The 19,319-nt window shown below is 73.7% G+C and carries 18 protein-coding genes; 9 read left to right on the top strand and 9 right to left on the bottom strand.

From position 1 onward, the window contains the following. Positions 1 to 42 precede the first annotated feature (42 nt). From AB0C73_RS17970 to AB0C73_RS17950, 5 genes are read left to right on the top strand one after another with little or no spacing between them, the layout of a single operon-like run. Positions 43 to 1,176, top strand: a complete 1,134-nt coding sequence (locus AB0C73_RS17970) for a peptidoglycan bridge formation glycyltransferase FemA/FemB family protein (protein ID WP_362530996.1) — start codon at positions 43 to 45, stop codon at positions 1,174 to 1,176. After that, positions 1,173 to 2,822 carry a murein biosynthesis integral membrane protein MurJ gene (murJ, locus tag AB0C73_RS17965; protein ID WP_362530644.1) on the top strand — a complete coding sequence of 550 codons (1,650 nt, stop codon included), beginning with the start codon at positions 1,173 to 1,175 and terminating at the stop codon, positions 2,820 to 2,822. The genes AB0C73_RS17970 and murJ overlap by 4 nt, the downstream gene beginning before the upstream one ends. A gap of 43 nt (positions 2,823 to 2,865) precedes the next feature. Continuing rightward, positions 2,866 to 3,552, top strand: coding sequence for a response regulator transcription factor (locus AB0C73_RS17960; protein WP_362530642.1), 687 nt, complete (start codon positions 2,866 to 2,868; stop codon positions 3,550 to 3,552). A 19-nt stretch (positions 3,553 to 3,571) separates the two neighbouring features. Next, positions 3,572 to 5,062: a HAMP domain-containing sensor histidine kinase gene (locus AB0C73_RS17955; protein ID WP_362530639.1), complete on the top strand. Its 1,491-nt coding sequence runs from the start codon at positions 3,572 to 3,574 to the stop codon at positions 5,060 to 5,062. Next, positions 5,059 to 5,685, top strand: coding sequence for a hypothetical protein (locus AB0C73_RS17950; RefSeq protein ID WP_362530637.1), 627 nt, complete (start codon positions 5,059 to 5,061; stop codon positions 5,683 to 5,685). The genes AB0C73_RS17955 and AB0C73_RS17950 overlap by 4 nt, the downstream gene beginning before the upstream one ends. 26 nt (positions 5,686 to 5,711) lie before the next feature. On the opposite strand, the gene AB0C73_RS17945 is transcribed toward AB0C73_RS17950, so the two are convergent. Next, entirely contained in the window at positions 5,712 to 6,326 is a 615-nt protein-coding gene (locus AB0C73_RS17945; RefSeq protein ID WP_362530634.1) for a TetR/AcrR family transcriptional regulator, read from the bottom strand. 128 nt (positions 6,327 to 6,454) lie between these two features. Here AB0C73_RS17945 and AB0C73_RS17940 point away from each other — a divergent pair, with 128 nt between their 5' ends. Further along, positions 6,455 to 7,303, top strand: coding sequence for a methyltransferase domain-containing protein (locus AB0C73_RS17940; RefSeq protein WP_362530631.1), 849 nt, complete (start codon positions 6,455 to 6,457; stop codon positions 7,301 to 7,303). Between the two features lie 73 nt (positions 7,304 to 7,376). On the opposite strand, the gene AB0C73_RS17935 is transcribed toward AB0C73_RS17940, so the two are convergent. Continuing rightward, a complete protein-coding gene (locus AB0C73_RS17935; RefSeq protein WP_362530628.1) occupies positions 7,377 to 8,207 on the bottom strand; it encodes a serine hydrolase domain-containing protein in 831 nt (276 codons plus the stop codon). A gap of 52 nt (positions 8,208 to 8,259) precedes the next feature. On the opposite strand from AB0C73_RS17935, the gene AB0C73_RS17930 reads away from it, so the two are divergent. Both AB0C73_RS17930 and AB0C73_RS17925 read left to right on the top strand, forming a co-directional pair. After that, positions 8,260 to 8,700: a MerR family transcriptional regulator gene (locus AB0C73_RS17930; RefSeq protein ID WP_362530626.1), complete on the top strand. Its 441-nt coding sequence runs from the start codon at positions 8,260 to 8,262 to the stop codon at positions 8,698 to 8,700. Next, entirely contained in the window at positions 8,697 to 9,725 is a 1,029-nt protein-coding gene (locus AB0C73_RS17925) for an aldo/keto reductase (protein WP_362530624.1), read from the top strand. Before AB0C73_RS17930 ends, AB0C73_RS17925 begins: the two co-directional genes overlap by 4 nt. Positions 9,726 to 9,745: 20 nt before the next feature. Here the strand turns inward: AB0C73_RS17925 and AB0C73_RS17920 are convergent, their stop codons facing one another. The 7 genes from AB0C73_RS17920 to AB0C73_RS17890 all read right to left on the bottom strand — a co-directional run bounded on the left by AB0C73_RS17920 (position 9,746) and on the right by AB0C73_RS17890 (position 17,492). Continuing rightward, positions 9,746 to 11,035, bottom strand: a complete 1,290-nt coding sequence (locus AB0C73_RS17920; protein ID WP_362530621.1) for an acyltransferase — start codon at positions 11,033 to 11,035, stop codon at positions 9,746 to 9,748. After that, positions 11,032 to 12,087: an alpha/beta hydrolase gene (locus AB0C73_RS17915; RefSeq protein ID WP_362530619.1), complete on the bottom strand. Its 1,056-nt coding sequence runs from the start codon at positions 12,085 to 12,087 to the stop codon at positions 11,032 to 11,034. Before AB0C73_RS17915 ends, AB0C73_RS17920 begins: the two co-directional genes overlap by 4 nt. Positions 12,088 to 12,270: 183 nt before the next feature. Further along, the gene (locus AB0C73_RS17910) at positions 12,271 to 12,951 is read right to left on the bottom strand and encodes a response regulator transcription factor (RefSeq protein WP_362530617.1); all 681 of its coding nucleotides are present in this window, start codon (positions 12,949 to 12,951) and stop codon (positions 12,271 to 12,273) included. Then, positions 12,948 to 14,432 carry a sensor histidine kinase gene (locus AB0C73_RS17905; protein WP_362530614.1) on the bottom strand — a complete coding sequence of 495 codons (1,485 nt, stop codon included), beginning with the start codon at positions 14,430 to 14,432 and terminating at the stop codon, positions 12,948 to 12,950. The genes AB0C73_RS17910 and AB0C73_RS17905 overlap by 4 nt, the downstream gene beginning before the upstream one ends. A gap of 147 nt (positions 14,433 to 14,579) precedes the next feature. Continuing rightward, positions 14,580 to 15,443, bottom strand: a complete 864-nt coding sequence (locus AB0C73_RS17900; protein WP_362530611.1) for a DUF4429 domain-containing protein — start codon at positions 15,441 to 15,443, stop codon at positions 14,580 to 14,582. 76 nt (positions 15,444 to 15,519) lie between these two features. Next, a complete protein-coding gene (locus AB0C73_RS17895; RefSeq protein WP_362530608.1) occupies positions 15,520 to 16,731 on the bottom strand; it encodes an alpha/beta hydrolase in 1,212 nt (403 codons plus the stop codon). Positions 16,732 to 16,859: 128 nt separating this feature from the next. Further along, on the bottom strand, positions 16,860 to 17,492 hold the full coding sequence (locus AB0C73_RS17890; protein ID WP_362530605.1) for a TetR family transcriptional regulator: 633 nt from the start codon (positions 17,490 to 17,492) through the stop codon (positions 16,860 to 16,862). 116 nt (positions 17,493 to 17,608) lie between these two features. On the opposite strand from AB0C73_RS17890, the gene AB0C73_RS17885 reads away from it, so the two are divergent. Beyond that, positions 17,609 to 19,231 carry an MFS transporter gene (locus AB0C73_RS17885; protein WP_362530602.1) on the top strand — a complete coding sequence of 541 codons (1,623 nt, stop codon included), beginning with the start codon at positions 17,609 to 17,611 and terminating at the stop codon, positions 19,229 to 19,231. The last annotated feature ends 88 nt before the right edge of the window (positions 19,232 to 19,319 follow it).

Below are 19,319 nucleotides of genomic sequence, written 5' to 3'. Positions count from 1 at the left end.
ACGCCCGCACCCGCGCCCGTGCCCGCCCACGCCGCCGTGCCGCTGCGGCTCGGACCGGTCACCCCGGAGACGTACCGCGCGTTCCTCGCCACCCGCTCCACCGGACCCCACGGGCCCAGCTTCCTCCAACTCCCCTCCTGGGCCCAGGTGAAGGAGGGCTGGTCGCACCGGCTCATCGGCTGGGGCCCGGAGTCGGGCGAGCTCACCGGAGCCGCCCTGGTGCTGCTCCGCGCCTTCCCCGGCACCCGCAAGTACTTCGCGTACCTCCCCGAGGGGCCGGTCGCCGACTGGGCCGACCCCGACATCGACGCCTGGCTCGGCCCGCTCCTCACGCACCTGCGGGCGGCCGGCGCCTTCGCCGTACGGATCGGGCCCGGGCCCGACCACCGGCGCTGGAGCGCCGCGACCCTCAAGGCGCACACCGGGCCCGGCCGGCACCTCGCCGACGTCCTCGCCACCGAGGTCGACCCGCTCGGCTCGGCCGTCGCCGAACGCCTGCGCGCCCGCGGCTGGCGCAAGTGCGGCGGCGACTCCCAGGACGGCGCCGACGCCCAGCCCCGGCACGTCTACCAGGTGCCGCTCACCGGCCGCAGCGCCGACGACCTGTGGAACGGCCTCAACCAGGAGTGGCGGCGCAACATCCGCAAGGCCCGCAAGAGCGGTGTCGAGGTCGTCGTCGGATCGGCGGCGGATCTGCCCGAGTTCCACCGCCTCCTGCGCATCACCGAGGAACGCGACGGCTTCCGGCTCGGCCGCTCCCTCGCGTACTACGAGCGCCAGTACGCCGTCCTGAACGCCGAGCGGCCGGGCACCATGAAGCTGTATCTCGCCCGCCACGAGGGCGAGATCCTGGCCGCCCACACCATGATCACGGTCGGCCGGCGGGTCTGGTACCAGACCGGCGCCTCCGCCGACCACCGCCGCGAGGTCCGCCCCTCCAACGCCCTGCAGTGGGGCATGATGCTCGACGCCCACGCGCTCGGCGCCGACGTCTACGACCTGCGCGGGGTACCCTCCACCCTCGACCCCGACGACCGCGCCCACGGGCTGCTTCGCTGGAAGCTCGGCACCGGCGGACAGGTCGTCGAGACCCTGGGGGAGTGGGAGACACCGATGCCCGGCACGACCAACCACGCGCTGTACCGCGCCTTCCAGGCGTATCTGGCCCGCCGATGACCTCTGTCACGCGGACCGCCGTCGCCGAGCCCCGCGAGCGGACGTCGGTCCTCCGCAGCGGCGCCCTCATGGCGGCCGGCTCGCTGGTCTCCCGCGCCACCGGCTTCGTACGCTCCGCGGTCGTCGCGGCGGCCATCGGCACCGGCTTCGTCGCCGACGGCTACGCGGTTGGCAACTCCGTACCGACCATCGTCTACATGCTGCTCCTCGGCGGCGCCCTCAACGCCGTCTTCGTGCCCGAACTGGTCAAGGCGGCCAAGGAGCACGAGGACGGCGGCGTCGCCTACACCGACCGGCTGCTCACCGTCTGCGTGCTCGCCCTCACCGTCCTCACGGCGGTCGCCGTGCTCGCCGCGCCCGCGATCGTCGACGGCTACACCGACTACACGGGCGCGCAGCGCGACACGACCATCGCCTTCGCCCGCTCGTGCCTGCCGCAGATCCTCTTCCTGGGGCTCTTCACCCTGCTCGGTCAAGTGCTCAACGCGCGCGGCCGGTTCGGCGCGATGATGTGGACGCCGGTCCTCAACAACATCGTCGTCATCGGTGTGTTCGCGCTCTTCCTCGTGGTCTCCGACGGCGGCGGACTCACCGCGGGCGAGACCGCGTTGCTCGGCTGGGGCACCACCGCGGGCATCGCCGTCCAGGCGCTCGCCCTCGTGCCCTCGCTGCGCGCGGCCGGCTTCCGCTGGCGCCCACGCCTCGACTGGCGCGGCAGCGGACTCACCGCGCCGCTGCGGGCGGCCGGCTGGCTGGTGCTGCTCGTGCTCACCAACCAGGCCGCGTACTGGGTGACGACCAAGGTCGCCACCGCGGCCGGCCAGCGCGCCGAGGGCGCCGGGCTCAGCGCGTACAACAACGCCTATCTGCTGTGGGCGGTCCCGCACGGCATCATCACCGTCGCCCTCGTCACCGCGCTCATGCCGCGCATGAGCGGGGCGGCGGCCGAGGGCGACCTCACCGCCGTGCGCCGCGACGTCGCCTACGCGCAGCGCACCACGGCCGCGGCCGTCGTCCCCGCCGCGTGCGCGCTCTTCGCGCTCGCGGTGCCGCTGATGGCGACCGTCTTCCAGTACGGAGTGACGGACGCGGGCGCGGTCCGCTCGATGTCCTGGATCCTGATGGCCCTCGCGCCGGGCCTGATCGCGCTGTCCGGCCAGTACGTGTGCACCCGCGCCTTCTACGCGATGCGCGACACCCGCACCCCGTTCCTGCTCAACCTCGTCATCGCCGGCCTGAACGCGCTGCTCGCCGGCGTCTCGTACGCGGTGCTCCCGGCCCGCTGGGCGGTCGCCGGCATGGCGGCCGGCTACTCGCTCGCCCTGTGGGCGGGCTGGGGGCTGACGGCGTGGGTCCTGTCCCGGAGGCTGCGGGGCGTGGTGTGCGCCGGCGGTACGGGGGCGGGCGCGGCGCTCGTACGGCTTCTGGTCGCCGCCGTTCCGGCCGCGGGCCTCGGCCTGCTGACCGCCGACCTGACCGCCGACCTGACCGGTCCCGCCGGGTCCGTACCCTCCGGCCTGGCCGGCGCCGTCGCGATCCTCGCCGTCTTCGCGCTGCTCGCCCGCCCGCTGCGGCTCGCCGAGGTGCGGGCGCTGATCGGGAACGCGACCGGCCGCGTCCACCGTCTCACCAGGCGGCCCCGATGACCGCGCCCACGACCGACCGCTCTGACCTTGGGATACTCCACAGATGCCACGCGTGCTCCTGATCGAAGACGACCCTTCCGTCCGCGAGGGCGTCGAGCTCGGACTGCGGCGCCGCGGGCACGAGGTGCGCACCGCCGCGACCGGTGAGGCGGGGCTCGCCGCGCTCCGCGAGTTCCGGCCCGACCTGCTGCTGCTCGACCTGATGCTGCCCGGCATGAACGGCGTCCAGGTGTGCCGTCGGGTGCGTGAGAGCAGTCAGCTGCCGATCATCATGCTCACCGCCCGCGGCGACGACTTCGACGTCGTGGTGGGCCTGGAGGCGGGCGCCGACGACTACATCGTCAAGCCCGCCCGTACCGAGGTCATCGAGGCCCGGATCCGCGCCGTGCTCCGCCGCATCGAGGAACCGGGCGGCGGGCGCCCGGCCGTGGAGTTCCACGGCGAACTGGCCGTCGACCGGGTCGGACTGACCGTCGCCAAGAACGGCGAACGCGTCGCCCTCGCCCCCTCCGAGCTCAAGCTGCTGCTCCACCTCACCGCCGCCCCCGAGCAGGTCTTCAGCCGCCAGCAGCTCCTCGAACACGTCTGGGAGCACAGCTTCCACGGCGACGCGCGCCTGGTCGACGCGTGCGTGCGCCGGCTGCGCAACAAGATCGAGGACACCCCCGGCGACCCCCGCTACATCCAGACGCTGCGGGGCTTCGGCTACCGCTTCGGCCCGCTCCAGTGAGAGTAGTGAGGACGACGAAGTGAAGGCCCATGTCCCGGGCGACGGCGACGGCGGCGACGCCGACCGGCTGCCGAGACGCCGCCGGCCGCGCCCCTTCGGGCTGCGCACCCGGCTCGTCCTCGCCTTCCTCCTGGTCGCCGCCGTCGGCTGCGGCACCACCGCCGCGCTGACCTACCGCGCCGCCCGCACCGCGATCCTGGAGCAGACCCAGGACACCGCCGTGACCGCCTTCCGGCAGCAGGTCGAGACCCTCAACATCCAGCTGCCGGTGGACCGCGACGGGCTGCGGGGCGAGCTCCAGCGGATCGCCCGGCAGGGCAAACCGCGCCCGTGGCGGGTCTACGCGGAGTACGGCGATCTGCGCGTCTCCTCCGCCGAGCGCCCCGAGTCCGGCGTCCTCACCCCCGAACTGCGCCGCATCGCCGGTGCCGACGGCACCACGCACGGCAGTTTCCAGCGGGTGGTGAAGGACGGCACGCCGTACCTCACCATCGCCGTCCCCGCCGTCTTCGGCAATTTCCGCGGCTTCCCGGAGGGCCGCCCCACCGGGCTCGTCGTGTACGCGGTGATGGACCTCGGCGTGGAGGAGGCCAACGTCGAGGCCATGCTGGTCGCCGCCCGCGACGGCGCGCTGCCCGCGCTGCTCGTGGCGCTCGTCCCGGCGCTGATCGCCGCACGGGGCGTGCTGCGTCCGGTACGGGAGCTGCGGCGCGCCGCGCACAGCATGGGCCGGGGCCGTCTGGACACCCGTATCCACGCCAAGGGGAGCGACGAACTCGCCGATCTGGCACGCACGTTCAACGAGTCGGCGGCGGAGCTGGAACGATCGGTGACGGAGCTGCGGCGGGCCGAGGCACGGGCCCGGCGCTTCGCCTCCGACGTCTCGCACGAGCTGCGCACGCCGCTCGCCGGGATGCTCGCGGTGACCGAGGTGCTCGACGAGGACGCGGGCACGCTCGACTCGGACACGGCGCGGGCGGTGCGGCTCATCAGCGCCGAGACGGGCAAACTGGCGGTTCTGGTCGAGGACTTGATGGAGATCTCCCGTTTCGACGCCAAGGCCGCGGAGCTGCACACGGACGAGGTGGACGCGGCCGAGGCGGTCCGCAAGACCCTGCAGAACCGGCACTGGACCGACCCGGAGCAGGTGGTCCCGGAGCTGACGGACGGCATCCGCGCGCGGCTCGACCCGCGCCGCTTCGACGTGGTCGTCGCCAACCTGGTCGGCAACGCGCTGCGGCACGGCGCGCCGCCGGTGACGGTCCGGGTGTACGCGGAGGGGGCGGTGCTTGTCACGGAGGTCGCCGACCGGGGTCCCGGCATCCCGGCGGACGTGCTGCCGCATGTCTTCGACCGCTTCTACAAGGCCGACCAGGCCCGTACCCGCTCGGAGGGCAGCGGCCTCGGCCTCGCCATCACCCAGGAGAACGTGCGGCTACACGGTGGCACGGTCGTCGCCGCGGACCGCCCCGGCGGCGGCGCGGTCTTCACGGTCAGGATCCCGCTGTGAGCCGCCCGAGCCGCCCGAGCCGCCCGAGCCGGCCTCGCGGGCGTACCTGGCGGGGGCTCGCGGCGCTGCTGTGGCTCCCCGTCCTCGCGGCGTGCGGGATCCAGGGCAGCGATGTGGTGGAGGCCGGCGGCCCGGCGCCGGTCACCGTGAACCCGACGAGCAGCCCGCGGATCGTGCTGTTCTTCGCCGGCAAGGGCGGGCGCCTGATGATGACCGTCCGCCCGGTCGGCATCTTCCCCGACCCGGAGTCGAGCGCGGGCTCGGGCGCCGGCCGTTCGGTCATGCCCACCTTCCCGGAGGACGGCTCCTACCAGGTCGCCACGGACAAGGTGCTCAGCGCGCTCCTGGAGGGCCCGAGCGAGATCGAACGCGCCGCCGGCCTCACCACCCGTCTCGCCCTCCACGGCCGCGGCGAACCCCATGTCACGGGGCCCGCCCACGACGGCGCCCGGGAGCTCAGCCTCCGTCTCGGGGTGCGGGTCCGCGACCTGGACCCGGTCGCCGCCCAGCAGCTGGTGTGCACCGCCGCGTACGCCGAGGCCGAGAAGTTCGGCACCGGGATCCCGGTCGTGGTCTCGGGCACGGACGGCGCGCGGCCGGCGACGAGCTGCGAGCTGTCGTAGGGGCTTCGGACTGGGCGGGGCCGGGGTTACGGCGTCTCGTCCGGCGCCGTGTCCGGCGCCGCGCCCACCAGCATCGCCACCAGGCGCCGTACCACCGGGCGCGGGTCCGGGGCGCCCGGCCAGGTGGTCATCAGGAGGTGGTGGGCGGTGCCGACGACGGCGAGGGCCGTGGTGACCGGGTCGAGGGCGGCGGGGACGCGGGCGAGGGCGCGTTCGGCGGTCAGATAGGCGGCGATCGAGTCCTGGATCGCGTCGAAGCCGGGGGCCCCGGACTCCAGGGCCTCGCGGACCCGCACGGTGGCGGCCGGGCGGCTCATGACGAGGCCCGAGACGGCGGGGCCGTCGCTCGCGAAGAGGGCGAGGACGACGGCGTCGAGATTGCCGGTGACCGTGCCCCGGCCGGCCAGGCCCTCCAGGGCCCGGGCCCGTTCGGCGGTGCGGGCGAAGCGGTCGAGGCAGAGCTCGGCCACGAACTCGTCGAAGCCCGCGAAGTGCGCGTGCAGCAGCCCCTTCGCGCAGCCCGCCTCCGTCGTGACGGAACGGCTGGTCAGCGCGCCGGGGCCGTCCCGCTCCACGACCCGCTCGGCGGCGGCGAACAGGCGCTCGCGCACGTCGGGCGTCGCCACTCCACGCGGTGACATGACTGTTCTCCCTCTGCTCGGCGACCTCCCGGACCTCCCTGGATCGTAATCGGGATTGCCGGAATGGGCACACGCCCATACTGTTTTGGGCAAGCGCCCATTCTCAAGTCGCGTCCGTGGAGGCAGCCATGCCCAAGATCGTCAACACCGCCCAGCACGAGGCCTGGAACGGTCCCGAGGGCGCCCATTGGGCCCGCCACCAGGACCGCTGGAACGCCGTCAACGAGGGATTCGACGAGCCGCTGCTCACCGCGGCCGGCATCGCCGAGGGCCACCGCACCCTCGACATCGGCTGCGGCGGCGGCCAGACCACCCTCCTCGCCGCCCGGCGCGCGCCCGGGGGCCGGGCCCTCGGCCTCGACCTGTCCGGGCCGATGCTCGCCGAGGCCCGCGCCCGCGCCGCCCGCGAAGGCGTCACCAACGCCGAGTTCGTCCAGGGCGACGCCCAGACCCACCCGCTGGGCGCGGGCGCGTTCGACGCCGCGATCAGCCGCTACGGCGTGATGTTCTTCGCCGACCCCGAGGCCGCCTTCGGCAACATCGGCCGGGCCCTGCGTCCCGGCGGCCGGCTCGCGTTCGTCTGCGCGGCCGAACCGCGACTCAACGACTGGCTGGTGGCCCTCACCGCACTGCGCGAGCTGCTGCCCGTCGGCGACGTCGGCACACCGGGCGCGCCCGGCATGTTCTCGCTGGCCGACCCGGACCGGGTCCGCACCGTCCTCACCGCCGCCGGCTTCACCGGTATCGCCGTCGACCGGGCGGAGGCGTACGGGAACTGGGGCCGCGACGCCGAGGACGTCACCGACTTCCTGCTGGCCTCCGGCCCCGGCCGCCACTTCATGGACCAGGCCGACCCGGCCACCCAGGCCCGCGCCCGCGCCACGCTCACCGAGCACCTGCGGCCCCACGAGACGCCGGACGGCACGGCCGTACGACTGCGCAGCACGGCCTGGCTGGTCACGGCGACCAGGCCCTGACCAGGCCCTGACCAGGCAATGGCCAGGCCCTCACCAGGCCCTGACCGGGCAACGGTCAGGCCCTGGCAGGGTTCTAGCGCGCCCGCAGGTCCGCGAGCACCGCGTCCGTGAACGGCGGCCACGCCTCGATCGCCCACGGCCCGAAGGCCCGGTCGGTCAGCGCCACGCACGCCGCACCCGCGTCCGGGTCGATCCACAGGAACGTGCCCGACTGCCCGAAGTGCCCGAAGGCGCGCGGCGAGGACGTGGCACCCGTCCAGTGCGGCGACTTGCCGTCGCGGATCTCGAAGCCGAGACCCCAGTCGTTCGGCCGCTGGTGCCCGTAGCCCGGCAGGATCCCGGTCACGCCGGGGTACGCGACGGTCATCGCCTCCAGGACCGTGCGCGCGTCGAGCAGCCGCGGCGCCTGCACCTCGGCGGCGAACCGCACCAGGTCGTCGACGGTCGACACGCCGTCCTTGGCGGGCGAGCCGTCGAGGGTCGTGTTCACCATGCCGAGCGGCTCCAGGACCGCCTGGTGCAGATACTCGGCGAAGGGGATGTCGGTGGCCTTGGCGACATGGTCGCCGAGCGCCTCGAAGCCGGTGTTGGAGTAGATCCGGCGGGTGCCGGGGGCCGCCGTCACCCGGTTCTCGTCGAAGGCGAGCCCGGAGGTGTGCGCGAGCAGATGCCGTACGGTCGCGCCCTCGGGCCCGGCCGGCTCGTCGAGGTCGATCGCCCCCTCCTCGTACGCGACGAGCACCGCGTACGCCGCGAGCGGCTTGGTCACGGAGGCGAGCGGGAAGCGGCGGTCGGTGGGACCGTGCGATCCGGCCAGGGCGCCGTCGGCGCGGACGACGGCGGCCGCCGCGTGGGGGACGGGCCAGTTCTCGATCGACGCCAGGCTGGGCAAGCTGCTCTGCATGGAGCCGAGCCTACTTGCTTGGAGTGCACTCCAACCTTTTAGCGTGGTGGTCATGAGCGTGATCGAGAGCACGGACACGAGCACGAGTACGAGTACGAGTACATCGGGTGATCCTGCCCGGGAGCGGTTCACCATCAGCGAGGTCGCGGCCCTCACCGGCCTCTCGGCGCACACCCTGCGCTGGTACGAGCGGATCGGCCTCATGCCGCACGTGGACCGCTCGCACACCGGCCAGCGCCGCTTCGGCCGGCGCGACCTGGACTGGCTCTGCTTCGTGGGCAAGCTGCGGCTGACCGGCATGGCGGTCGCGGACATGGTCCGCTACGCGGAGCTGGTGCGCGAGGGCGCCCACACCCACGAGGCGCGGCGGACCCTGCTCGAAGGCACCCGGGACGACGTCGTCGCCCGGATCGCCGAGCTGCAGGACGCCCTCGCCGTGCTCGACCACAAGATCGATCACTACGGCACACTCTGCGGAGGAACCCCGTCATGACCACACGGAACGGCAAGATCGACACCGTACGCCTCGGCGGCCCCGACGGGCCCGAGATCGGCGTGCAGGGCTTCGGCGCGATGGGGATCAGCGAGTTCTACGGCGACACCGACGAGGCTTCCGCCCGCGACACCCTCGAAGCGGCCCTGGAGGCCGGAGTCACCCTCATCGACACGGCCGACGCGTACGGCAGCGGCGCGAACGAGGAGTTCCTCGCCCCGTTCGTCGCCGCGCACCGCGACGAGATCGTCCTGGCCACCAAGTTCGCCCTGGTGCGGCGCGCCGACGACCCCACCTACCGGGGGATCGACAACTCCCCGGCGTACATCCGGCGTTCGGTCGAGGGCAGCCTGCGGCGCCTCGGCGTCGAGACCATCGACCTCTACTACATGCACCGCCGGGACCCGGCCGTGCCCTTCGCCGAATCCGTCGGCACCATGGCCGAGCTGGTCAAGGAGGGCAAGGTCCGGCAGCTCGGCCTGAGCGAGGTGACCGGGCCCGAGCTGCGCGAGGCGTACGCCGTGCACCCGATCGCCGCCCTCCAGTCGGAGTGGTCGCTGTTCTCCCGCGACGTGGAGCACAGCGCGGTCGGCGCCGCCGCCGAACTCGGCGTGACCTTCGTGCCGTACTCGCCGCTCGGCCGCGGCTTCCTGACCGGCTCCTTCGCCGACGCCTCCAAGGAGCTCGCGGCCGGCGACTTCCGCCGCAGCCAGCCGCGCTTCAGCGGCGAGAACGCCGAGCGCAACGCGGCCCTCCTGGAGCCGGTCCGCGCCATCGCCGCCGCCCACGAGGCGACGCCCGCGCAGATCGCCCTGGCCTGGCTCCATCACCGCCCCGCCGTCCACGGCCTGGGCGTCGTCCCGATCCCCGGCACCCGCAAGCGCGCCCGCCTCCTGGAGAACGCCGCCGCCACGCGGATCAAGCTGTCGGACGCCGACCTCGCCGCCCTGGAGCCGATCGCCGGCCTCGTCGCCGGCGACCGCTACCCGGACATGCGCTCCACCTCGGCGGCCCGGGAGGGCTGAGGCCGCCGCCGGGCCGCTCCTCACGCGAGGCCCAGGGCGAAGACCGCGAAGCCCGCCGCCAGGACGCCCGCGGCCGCCCGCAGGCCCGTGCCGGTGCGCGTCCACGGGGACTCGAAGCCCCGCGCGTACCGGCCGATCAGGACGAGCAGACCGGCGAAGACCGGCATCCAGGCGAGCCGCGCCAGGATCCACGCCACCGAGTCCGGCGCGCCCACCAGGCCGGCGACCTCGCCCGCGTACGAGGCGGGGAGCGCGGCGGCGAGCATGGCCGTCTGGTGCCAGCACAGGATCGTCATCGCGGACAGGTTGATCACGACGACCGGCGCCCACAGCGCGGGCCGCCGCAGAAGCCGCCCGAAGCGCTCGCGCAGCAGGATGGCGACGCCGCTCTGCGCGGCCGCGAGGGCGAGGACCAGGAGCGACGGCGGGTGGGAGTTGGTGCGTGCCTCGCCGGGGACGCCGACCATCGAGGCCGGGTAGCCGAACCACACGAGGAGGACGGCGAAGAGCGCCGCCCCGCCGAGCAGCAGCCCCCACGCGTGGCGGCGCCCGAGCCGCCCCTCGCCCCAGGACACGCCCAGCTGATACGCGAACAGCCAGCCGGGCAGGATGTTGAGCACGCTCAGCCAGGACGGCATCGCGTCGGCGTACGGCCCGTAGCGCAGGAAGTCGACCACGGCGACCGAGCCGAGCAGCGGCGCCGCCGCCCACGCGCCGAGCCGGTGGGCGGCGCGCACGCAGTACGGGGTGAGCGCGGTGACGACCACGTACACACCCACGAACCACAGCGGCTGGATCACCAGCGTGGACGCCGTCCGCAGACTGTCGGCCGGCACCCCGAACCCGTAGTGGAGCAGCGGAAGCAGCGCCGCCCACACGGCGGTCACCCCGAGCACCGGCCGCCCGAGCCGGGCGAGCCGGCCGCCGAGCCACGCGCGCGTGGAGCCCGTACGGCGCCGGTACGAGAGGACGGAGGCGTAGCCGCCGACCAGGAAGAAGATGCCCAGCATCTGGAGGATCCAGCTGACCGGCGCGAAGCCGCCGAAGGCGGAGAGCGGGCTGGCGTTGTGGATCGCGCCGTCGGCGGAGCGGGTGAACCCGCCGAGCAGCCAGTGCCCGGTGGGCACGGCGAGCAGTGCGAGGGCGCGCAGTCCGTCGATCGCGCGGTCGCGGTGGGCGGGGGTCCGGGCCTCGATCGTCGCGGCGGTGCGGGCGGCGGACTTCGTGAGGGGCTTCGCGACGGCCTTCGCGACGGCCTTCGCGACGGCCTTCGCGAGGGGCTTCGTGAGGGGCTTCGTGAGGGTCTTCATCGCACGTTCCCCTCGGCGTTCCCCTCGGCGATCTCGGCGAAGGTACGCAGGGAGGCGGTGCCGGGCGCGAAGTAGCCGTCGTGGCCGTCGGCGTCCCCGGCGGGCACGATCCTGGCGCCGAAGACCGGGTCGGTCGGGTCGGTGCCGTGACCGAGACCCGCGAACGAGACGTTCGGCACCCGGTCGATCCAGTCCGTCGGATCCTTCGCGGCCCACACCCGGGCGGTGGTGTTCAGGGCGGCCACGTCGTCGGCGCGCATACCGGGCGAGGCGACGGCGACCAGGTCCTTGGCCTTGACCGCGTGGGCGGCGAGGCCGCAGACCACGGAGCCGTAGCTGTGGCAGAACAGCGCGGGCTCCGCCGCGCCGACCGCCCGCAGCCCGGCCAGGAAGCCGGTCAGCCGGTCCGCGCCGGCCTCGGCGAGCTCCCCGGAGGCGGCGTCCAGGCCGACCCCTACGGGTGTGGTGTACCCGGCCCAGGCGATCACGGCGGTCCGGCCGCCGGTCGCCCCGCGCAGCGCGGTGGCCTTGCGCACGAGCCCGTCGAGATGCCCGGCGTCGGTGTCCGAGCCCGGCACGATCACGGCCACATGCGCGGCCCGCGCCAGGTCCCCGTACACGAGCACGGCCTGCCCGCGCCCTCTCGGGTCGTACGCGAGGACCTGTTGCCCGGCGTAACGGGCGCCCGCCGTCAGCGCATTGGACTCGTACCGGAGGGTGAGCGGGGCGCCGTCCAGGTTGCCGACCACGCCCGGGTGGGACCGTACGAGCTGCTGCCGCCGCTCCGGGCTCAACTGCTGGAAGTACGCATCGACCTGAGCGGGTGTCATCTGCGCCGGGTCGGGCAGTCCGGCGGCGCGCCACGCGTCGCTACCGACCGGCGCCCCGGTGACCGGCAGTTGGGCGGTCCCGGACGCCCAGCCCGCCGTTCCCGCCACCACGGCGGTGGCGAGCGCGGCGGCGACCAGGGTCCTGGTGACGCGCGACCGCCCGGTCCGCCTGTTCGCCGTGCAAGCCGTGCTCTCCTTGCGCCTCCCCGTGAACCGGCCCATGCGGCGGCCCTCCCTTTCCGTTCCTGTCGCTCTCGTCGCTGGCGAGAGGAAGGTAGGAACGGAGTGGGTGACGGGACGTCACACCGGAGCGCCAATCCCGAAGTGATACCGGGGTAGGGGTGGGACGAGGGGCCGCCCGGAGCGCGGGGGTGGGGGAAACCCCCGGGGGCCCTCCCTACGTGGTCACGGTGCGCCCGGCGTGACCAGGCCGGACTCGTACGCGAAGATCACCGCCTGCGCCCGGTCGCGCAGGTCCAGCTTGGCGAGCACCCGCCCGATGTGGGTCTTCACCGTCTGCTCCGCGAGGACCAGATGGTCGGCGATCTCCTGGTTCGACAGGCCCCGGGCGATCAGCTCCAGGACCTCCGTCTCACGCGGGGTCAGCCCGTTGAGCCGCAGCGCCGCCCGGTCGGCGCGCGGGGCGGGCCGGGCGGCGGCGAAGTCGGCGATCAGACGCTTGGTCACGGAGGGCGCGAGCAGCGCCTCACCGGCCGCGACGACCCGTACCGCCGCGATCAGATCGGCCGGCGGCGCGTCCTTCAGGAGGAAGCCGGAGGCACCGGCGCGCAGCGCCTCGTACACGTAGTCGTCCACGTCGAAGGTGGTGAGCATCAGCACCTTCGGCCGGTGCACCACCCCCGGCGGAGGGTCGAGGATCTCGCGGGCCGCCGCGAGCCCGTCGAGCTCGGGCATCCGTACGTCCATCAGGACCACGTCCGGGTGGGTCGCGCGCGCCACGTCCACGCCCTGCCGCCCGTCCGGGGCCTCGCCCACCACGTCGATGTCGCTCTGCGCCGAGAGCAGGGCGGCGAAGCCCGCCCGCACCATGGCCTGGTCGTCGACGATGATCACGCGGATGGTCACGGGGTGCCCTTCGATTCGGTCGGTGGCGGTCCGGATGCCGCCGGTCCGGATACCGGCGGTTCGGAAGCCGGCGGTTCGCCGGGCCCCTGCTTCGTCAGGGACCGCTCGGTCTTGGACCGCTCGGCCAGGGACTGCCCGTCCGGTGGCCGCTCGGTCAGCGGCAGCCGGGCGGCGACCCGGAAGCCCCCGTCCGGCAGCGGCCCGGTGTCGAGCGAGCCGCCGGTCAACCGTACGCGCTCCCGCATCCCGACGAGCCCGTGACCGGTGCCCGAACCGCCCTCGATCGGCGAAGTGGGCTCCGCGGCGGGCCCGTTGACCACCAGGACGTTCAGCCAGCCGCCCGCGGCGTCGCCGCGCACCGACACCCGGGTGACCGCACCCGGCGCGTGCCGCACCACATTGGCCAGCGCCTCCTGCACGATCCGGTACGCCGAGAGGTCCACCGCCTGCGGCACCTCGCCCAGGTCCGCGGCGAGCGACAGCTCGGCCGGCACCCCCGCCCGTACCGTCGCCTCCACCAGCTGCTGCACCCGGTCGAGCCCCGGCTGCGGCGCCCGCTCGCCCTCCGTGCCCTCGCTGCGCAGCACCGCGAGCAGCCGCCGCATCTCGGCCAGCGACTCGCGGGCGCCGCTCGCGATCGACACGAACTCCTCGCGGGCCGCGTCGGGCAGGTCCGGGATGCGGTACGGCGCGGAGTCGGCCTGCACGGTGATCACCGACATGTGGTGGGCGACCACGTCGTGCAGCTCGCGGGCGATCCGGGCGCGCTCCTCCAGGAGCGTCCGGCGGGACCGTTCGGCCTCGCTGATGGTCTCCTGCTCGACCAGGCGCCGCTCCGCCTCGCCGCGTCCGCGCAGCGTGGAGGTGAGCAGCAGCACCAGCCCGCTGAGCACGAAGAGCAGCACGACCACGCCGTCGCCCGGCCGGCCGGGCGAGAGCGCCTCGAAGACCGCACCGGCGGCGCCGGTCATCAGCCACACCGAGAACAGGGCACGCCGGGACTCGCGAAGCCCGAGCGGAATCATCAGGAAGAGGTAGCCGATCACCACGGTGGGCGTCCACGGCCAGGGCAGTTCGCGGTAGTCGTCGGCGATCAGGACGGCGAGGCCGCCGGCCACGTCCGCCGCGAAGATCACCCACCAGGCCTGCAGCGGCCGGCTGACGGCGAGCAGCAGCGGGGCGGTCTGGGCGGTGGCGAGCGCTCCGGCGACCGGTCCGTCGACGTGGTAGTCGTTCACGAGCACGACGATCGTGACGGGCAGCAGGGTCGCGACGAGGGCGACGGCGACGGCGTACGGCAGCCAGCGCACCCAGGGCGACGCGGCGCGCGCGAGCAGCGCCTCGCCGTGTGCGGTGGGCGTCGTCAGGGCGGTCCCGAGGCCGGCGAGCAGCCTGCGGGCCCATGCCCCGGCCGTGCGTGGCGGGCGTGGCGGGCGTGGCATACGCGTGCGCGGCGGTCGCCGCTTCTCTTCGTCCTTCATGGCCCGCCCAGGGTAGGCAGCGGCGCCGCGCCGGTACGTCATACCGGGGTGCGGGGCGGTACGTCATACCGGGGTACGAGATCGTGGGCGGCGCGCCCTGTCCCGTACCGCTACAACTACAGCTGCCGCCTATCCCTGCCGCCGCCGCTACAGCTCCGCCAGCAGGTCCGCCTTCTTGGCCGAGAACTCCTCGTCCGTCACGAGCCCCGCCTGGTGCAGCTCACCGAGGTGGCGGATCCTTTCTGCGACGGCGGCCGGGTCCCGGGGCCGTATCGCCGCGGACGCCGGTACGCGGTCCGAGGCGCCGCGGATCGCGGCGAGGACGGCCGCCGCGAACGGCAGGGACTCGTGCACGGGGCCGTAACCGAGGCCGAAGACCAGGGATGCCGGGTCGTGGTCGGGCTGCACCGGGCGGGTGTCGTGGCCTTCCCGGCGGACGAGGCGCAGATAGCCGTCCATGATCTCCGGCGAGCGCCACTCGACCCCGCTGAGATCCCGTACCCGGAAGGTCTGGTCGCCGGCCTTCCACTTCTCGGAGGACGCACCGGTCCAGAACCAGCGGAAGTTGATCTCGCCGGTCCCGTCGAAGCTCGCCTTCCCGTCGTACGCCTTGAAGGACTGCGGCCCCTCGGGCGCCGCCACCAGGAAGCCGTCCGCCGGGCCCAGACCCCCGTACGGCGCGATCGCGGTGCGCAGCTCGTCGCGGTAGTACTCGGCGAGGGTCTCCCGGTCGGCGGGCAGCACCAGGCGGTACGGATCGGAGCCGTCCTTGAGCTGCCCGGCCGCCGCCTCCATCAGCGGATCGGCACCGGGCCGCGGCTCCGCGTGCAGCACGACGGTGCCCCGCTTGCCCGGGGCGAGCGTCACCGAAGCGAGCGCCTCAAGAGGAACGCGCCGCTCGCGCAGCGCGTTGAGGAGCTTCGGCGTACGGATCCCCCGTTCGAAGCGGATGACGACTGCGTCGCTCTCGAACTGCCAGGTGGCATGAATTCCGGCCAGCACATCACCCATACGCCTCATCGTATGCGGCGTATGCCCCGACGTCGCCCCTGCGCAACCATCGTAAATCCGCCGTGATCTACGCGCGTCAGGCAGCTGTCCGGCCGGAGATTCCGTCGAGACAAGCGCTGTCGGCGCTCGCGCAGGTCAGCGAGCCGTACGCGCCGACACCTATCGCGGCGAAGTTCGCCAGGCTGCCGGTACCCGGCTCGAAATAGCCCGCGTGGCCGGCCGCCCCGGCCGCCGAGAGCAGCCGCGCCCCGAACGCCGGGTCCACCGGATCGGTGCCGTGCCCGACCCCGCCCACCTCCAGATGGGGAACGTCCGCGATCCAGTCGTCGGCGTCCCGCATCGCCCAGATCCGGGCCGGGGTGCGCAGATCGGCGGCGCGCTCGGCCCGCATGCCGGGGCTGCCGGCCACCACCACGTCGGTGACCCGGGCGGGGAGCCGCGGCGCGGCGACGCCGCACAGCACGGAGCCGTAACTGTGGCAGAAGAGGGTGACGCGCGAGTCGCCGGGCAGCGCGGCGGTCAGGTCGACGAGCCGGACCGCGCCGTTCGCGGCGAGCCGGCCGATGGCGGCCTCGACGCCGACGCCGACCGGTGCCGTGTAGTCGGCCCAGGCGATGACGGCGGTACGCGCGCGTGGATCGGCCCCGTGCTCGGCGGCGTACAGGGCGTCGGCCATGCCGGCGGGCGCCGAGTAGCGGCGGTTCGTCTTCTGGAAGGTCAGCAGATTGGTGTCGACACCGGGCACGATCACCGAGACCCGCCGGGCCCGCGCCAGGTCGCCGAGGACCTCGGCGGTCCGGCCCGTGCCGTTCGGGTCGAAGGCGAGGATCTGCCGGCCGGGCTCCATCAGGCCGGCGAAGCGGTGCAGGCGGCGCAGCGCCTCGTGGCGCCCGTCGGCCGTGAGCCGCGGGTCGTCGACCCTGCCGCGCTCGGCGTCGAGCGCCCGGGCGAGCGAGACGCGGTTGGCGCGGTAGCGCAGGGTGACGGGCGCGCCGTTGAGATTGCCGACGACGAGCGGATGGGTGTCGGCGAGCCGGGCGCTCCTTGCGGGCCCGAGCGCGGCGAAGAAGGCGGCGATCGTACGGGCCGGGGACATCGGGTCCGGCAGCGCGCGGCCGTCGCTCCGGTCGCGCGCCCACGCGGCGAGCGCCTCCTCCCGCGTCTGCCCTGGCGTGGGCTGATGCCGGATCGTGGTCCACCCGGTCGTCGCGAGGAGCAGGAACACCACGGCGAGCGCGAGCAGCATCCGCCAGACGGTGAGGGTGGGGGAGGAGTCGAAGGAAGACATTGGCCGCCACCCTAGGGGGCGCCGGGGGGTGCCCGTGCGGCGAGTGACGCGGATCACGTTGCGGAGCGGGCGGGTGGTGACGGTGCGTGTGTGGGGGAGCACGGGACGCGCGGGTAGGGGGTACGGCGTCAGGCGCGCCAGCGCGGGGCGAGGGCCGCGCCGAGCTGGTCCAGGTAGCGCTCGGTCAGCGTGCGCATCGACTCCAGGCTCCAGTCCTCGCCGCACCCCCACAGGCGCCCGGTGACCCGCATGACCCCGCCGAACGCGGCGGTCGCGATCCGGGGCCGCGGGTCCTCGTCCACGTCCAGGCCCTCGCGCTCGGCGATCAGCCTGGCGATGCGCTCCTCCACCTCGGTGGAGCGGCGCAGATGCGCGGCGAAGAGCGCGGGCGTGGTTTCGATGAGGTGGTAGCTGCGGAGGTAGAGCTCGACGGGGACGACCTCCTCGATCGCCTCGCCGATGGTGTCCCAGCTGCTCAGCACCGCGTTGCGCATCGCGTCGAAGGGGCCCTCCGCGGGCGGGCGTTCGCCGAGCGCGCGGACGAAGCTCTCCTCCACCATGTCCTGGACGGCGAAGGCCACGTCCTCCTTGGTGGCGAAGTAGCGGAAGAAGGTGCGCTGGGAGACCTCGACCGCCTCGGCGATCTCGTCGACGGTGGTCGCCTCGTACCCCTGGGTGGTGAAGAGCTCCAGGGCGGCCCGGATCAGCGTGTCGCGGGTGCGCTGCTTCTTGCGCTCGCGCAGCCCGGGCGCGGTGGTCACGTATCGGTCCTCTTTCCGTCGCTTTTCCCGGGTCAGGCTACCTGTGAGCTACGTGACAGTTACCGGCGCGTGAATCGCTTTGTCAATTGTCAGTCACTGACACTAGCCTCCTTCGCATGACTAGTCAGATCACCATGGAAAAGACCCCGCAGGGTCAGGGGGGTGGCCGGACCCCGGAAGGGGCCCCGGCGAAGGGACTGCGCGGTCACCCGTGGCTGACCCTGTTCAGCGTCGCGGTCGGCGTGATGATGGTCGCGCTCGACGGCACGATCGTCGCCATCGCCAACCCGGCCATCAAGGAAGACCTCGACGCCTCGCTCGCGCAGGTCCAGTGGATCACCAACGGCTATCTGCTCGCGCTGGCCGTCGCGCTCATCACCGCCGGCAAGCTGGGTGACCGCTTCGGGCACCGGCAGACCTTCCTCATCGGCATCGCGGGCTTCGCCGCCGCCTCCGGCGCGATCGGCCTGTCCGGCTCGATCGGGCTCGTGATCGCCTTCCGCGTGCTCCAGGGCGTCTTCGGCGCCCTGCTCATGCCGGCCGCGCTCGGTCTGCTGCGCGCCACCTTCCCGGCCGAGAAGCTCAACATGGCCATCGGCATCTGGGGCATGGTCATCGGCGCCTCGACGGCCGGCGGCCCGATCGTCGGCGGACTGCTCGTCGAGCACGTCAGCTGGCAGTCCGTCTTCTTCATCAACGTGCCGGTCGGCGTCCTCGCGCTCGTCCTCGGTCTGGTGATCCTCAAGGACCACCGCGCCGAGAACGCCCCGCGTTCCTTCGACATCCCCGGCATCGTGCTGCTCTCCGCCGCCATGGGCGCCCTGATCTGGGGCATCATCAAGGCCGGCGAGTCCTGGGGCTGGGGCGACCTCAAGACCTGGGGCTGCCTGCTCGGCGCCGTGCTGCTCTTCGTGGTCTTCGCGATCTGGGAGACCAAGGTCCGCGAGCCGCTGATCCCGCTGAAGATGTTCCGCTCCGTGCCGCTGTCGGCCGGTGTGGTCCTCATGGTCCTGATGGCCTTCGCCTTCATGGGCGGCCTGTTCTTCGTCACCTTCTACCTCCAGGGTGTGAAGGGGCTCAGGCCGGTCGACAGCGGCCTTGCCCTGCTGCCGCTGACCGGCATGATGATCGTCTCCTCGCCGCTGGCCGGCCTGCTGATCACCAAGTTCGGCCCGCGGGTTCCGCTGGTCGGCGGCATGGTGTGCACGGCCGTGGCCATGTTCGGCATGATCACCCTCGACGCCGGTACGGGGAAGCTTGTGATGTCCCTGTGGTTCGCGCTGCTCGGCCTGGGCCTGGCCCCGGTCATGGTCGGCGCCACCGAGGTCATCGTCGGCAACGCGCCGCTGGAGCTGTCCGGCGTGGCCGGCGGTCTGCAGCAGGCCGCCATGCAGGTCGGTGGCGCGCTCGGTACGGCGGTGCTCGGCGCGGTCATGTCCTCGAAGGTGTCCGACTCCTTCGGCGCGAACTGGACGGCCGCCGGGCTGCCGGGGCCTGCCGACCCGCGTCTGGAGCAGGCCGCCGAGTTCGGCATGGTGCCGCCGGAGCTGGCCAAGGCGCCGGGCATGACGCCCGACATGGTCCAGGTCATCGGCAAGGTCATCCACGACACCTTCCTGGACGGCATGGGCCTGGCCTTCACCGTCGCCGGTGTCGTCGCCGTCGTCGCGGCCGTCGTCGCGACCCTCACCAAGCGCGGTGAGAACGCGGAGGCGGGCGCGGGGGCGGCGCACATCTAGCCGGCCGAGGCTTCTCGGGGTTCCCGTAGGGGGCCGTCACCCGTTCGCGTGAACGGGGGCGGCCCCTCTTCCATCTCCGCGGACCCTC

The sequence above is a fragment of the Streptomyces sp. NPDC048623 genome, assembly GCF_040650755.1.
GTDB lineage: Bacteria > Actinomycetota > Actinomycetes > Streptomycetales > Streptomycetaceae > Streptomyces.
This window is presented reverse-complemented; position numbering and strand designations above follow the sequence as displayed.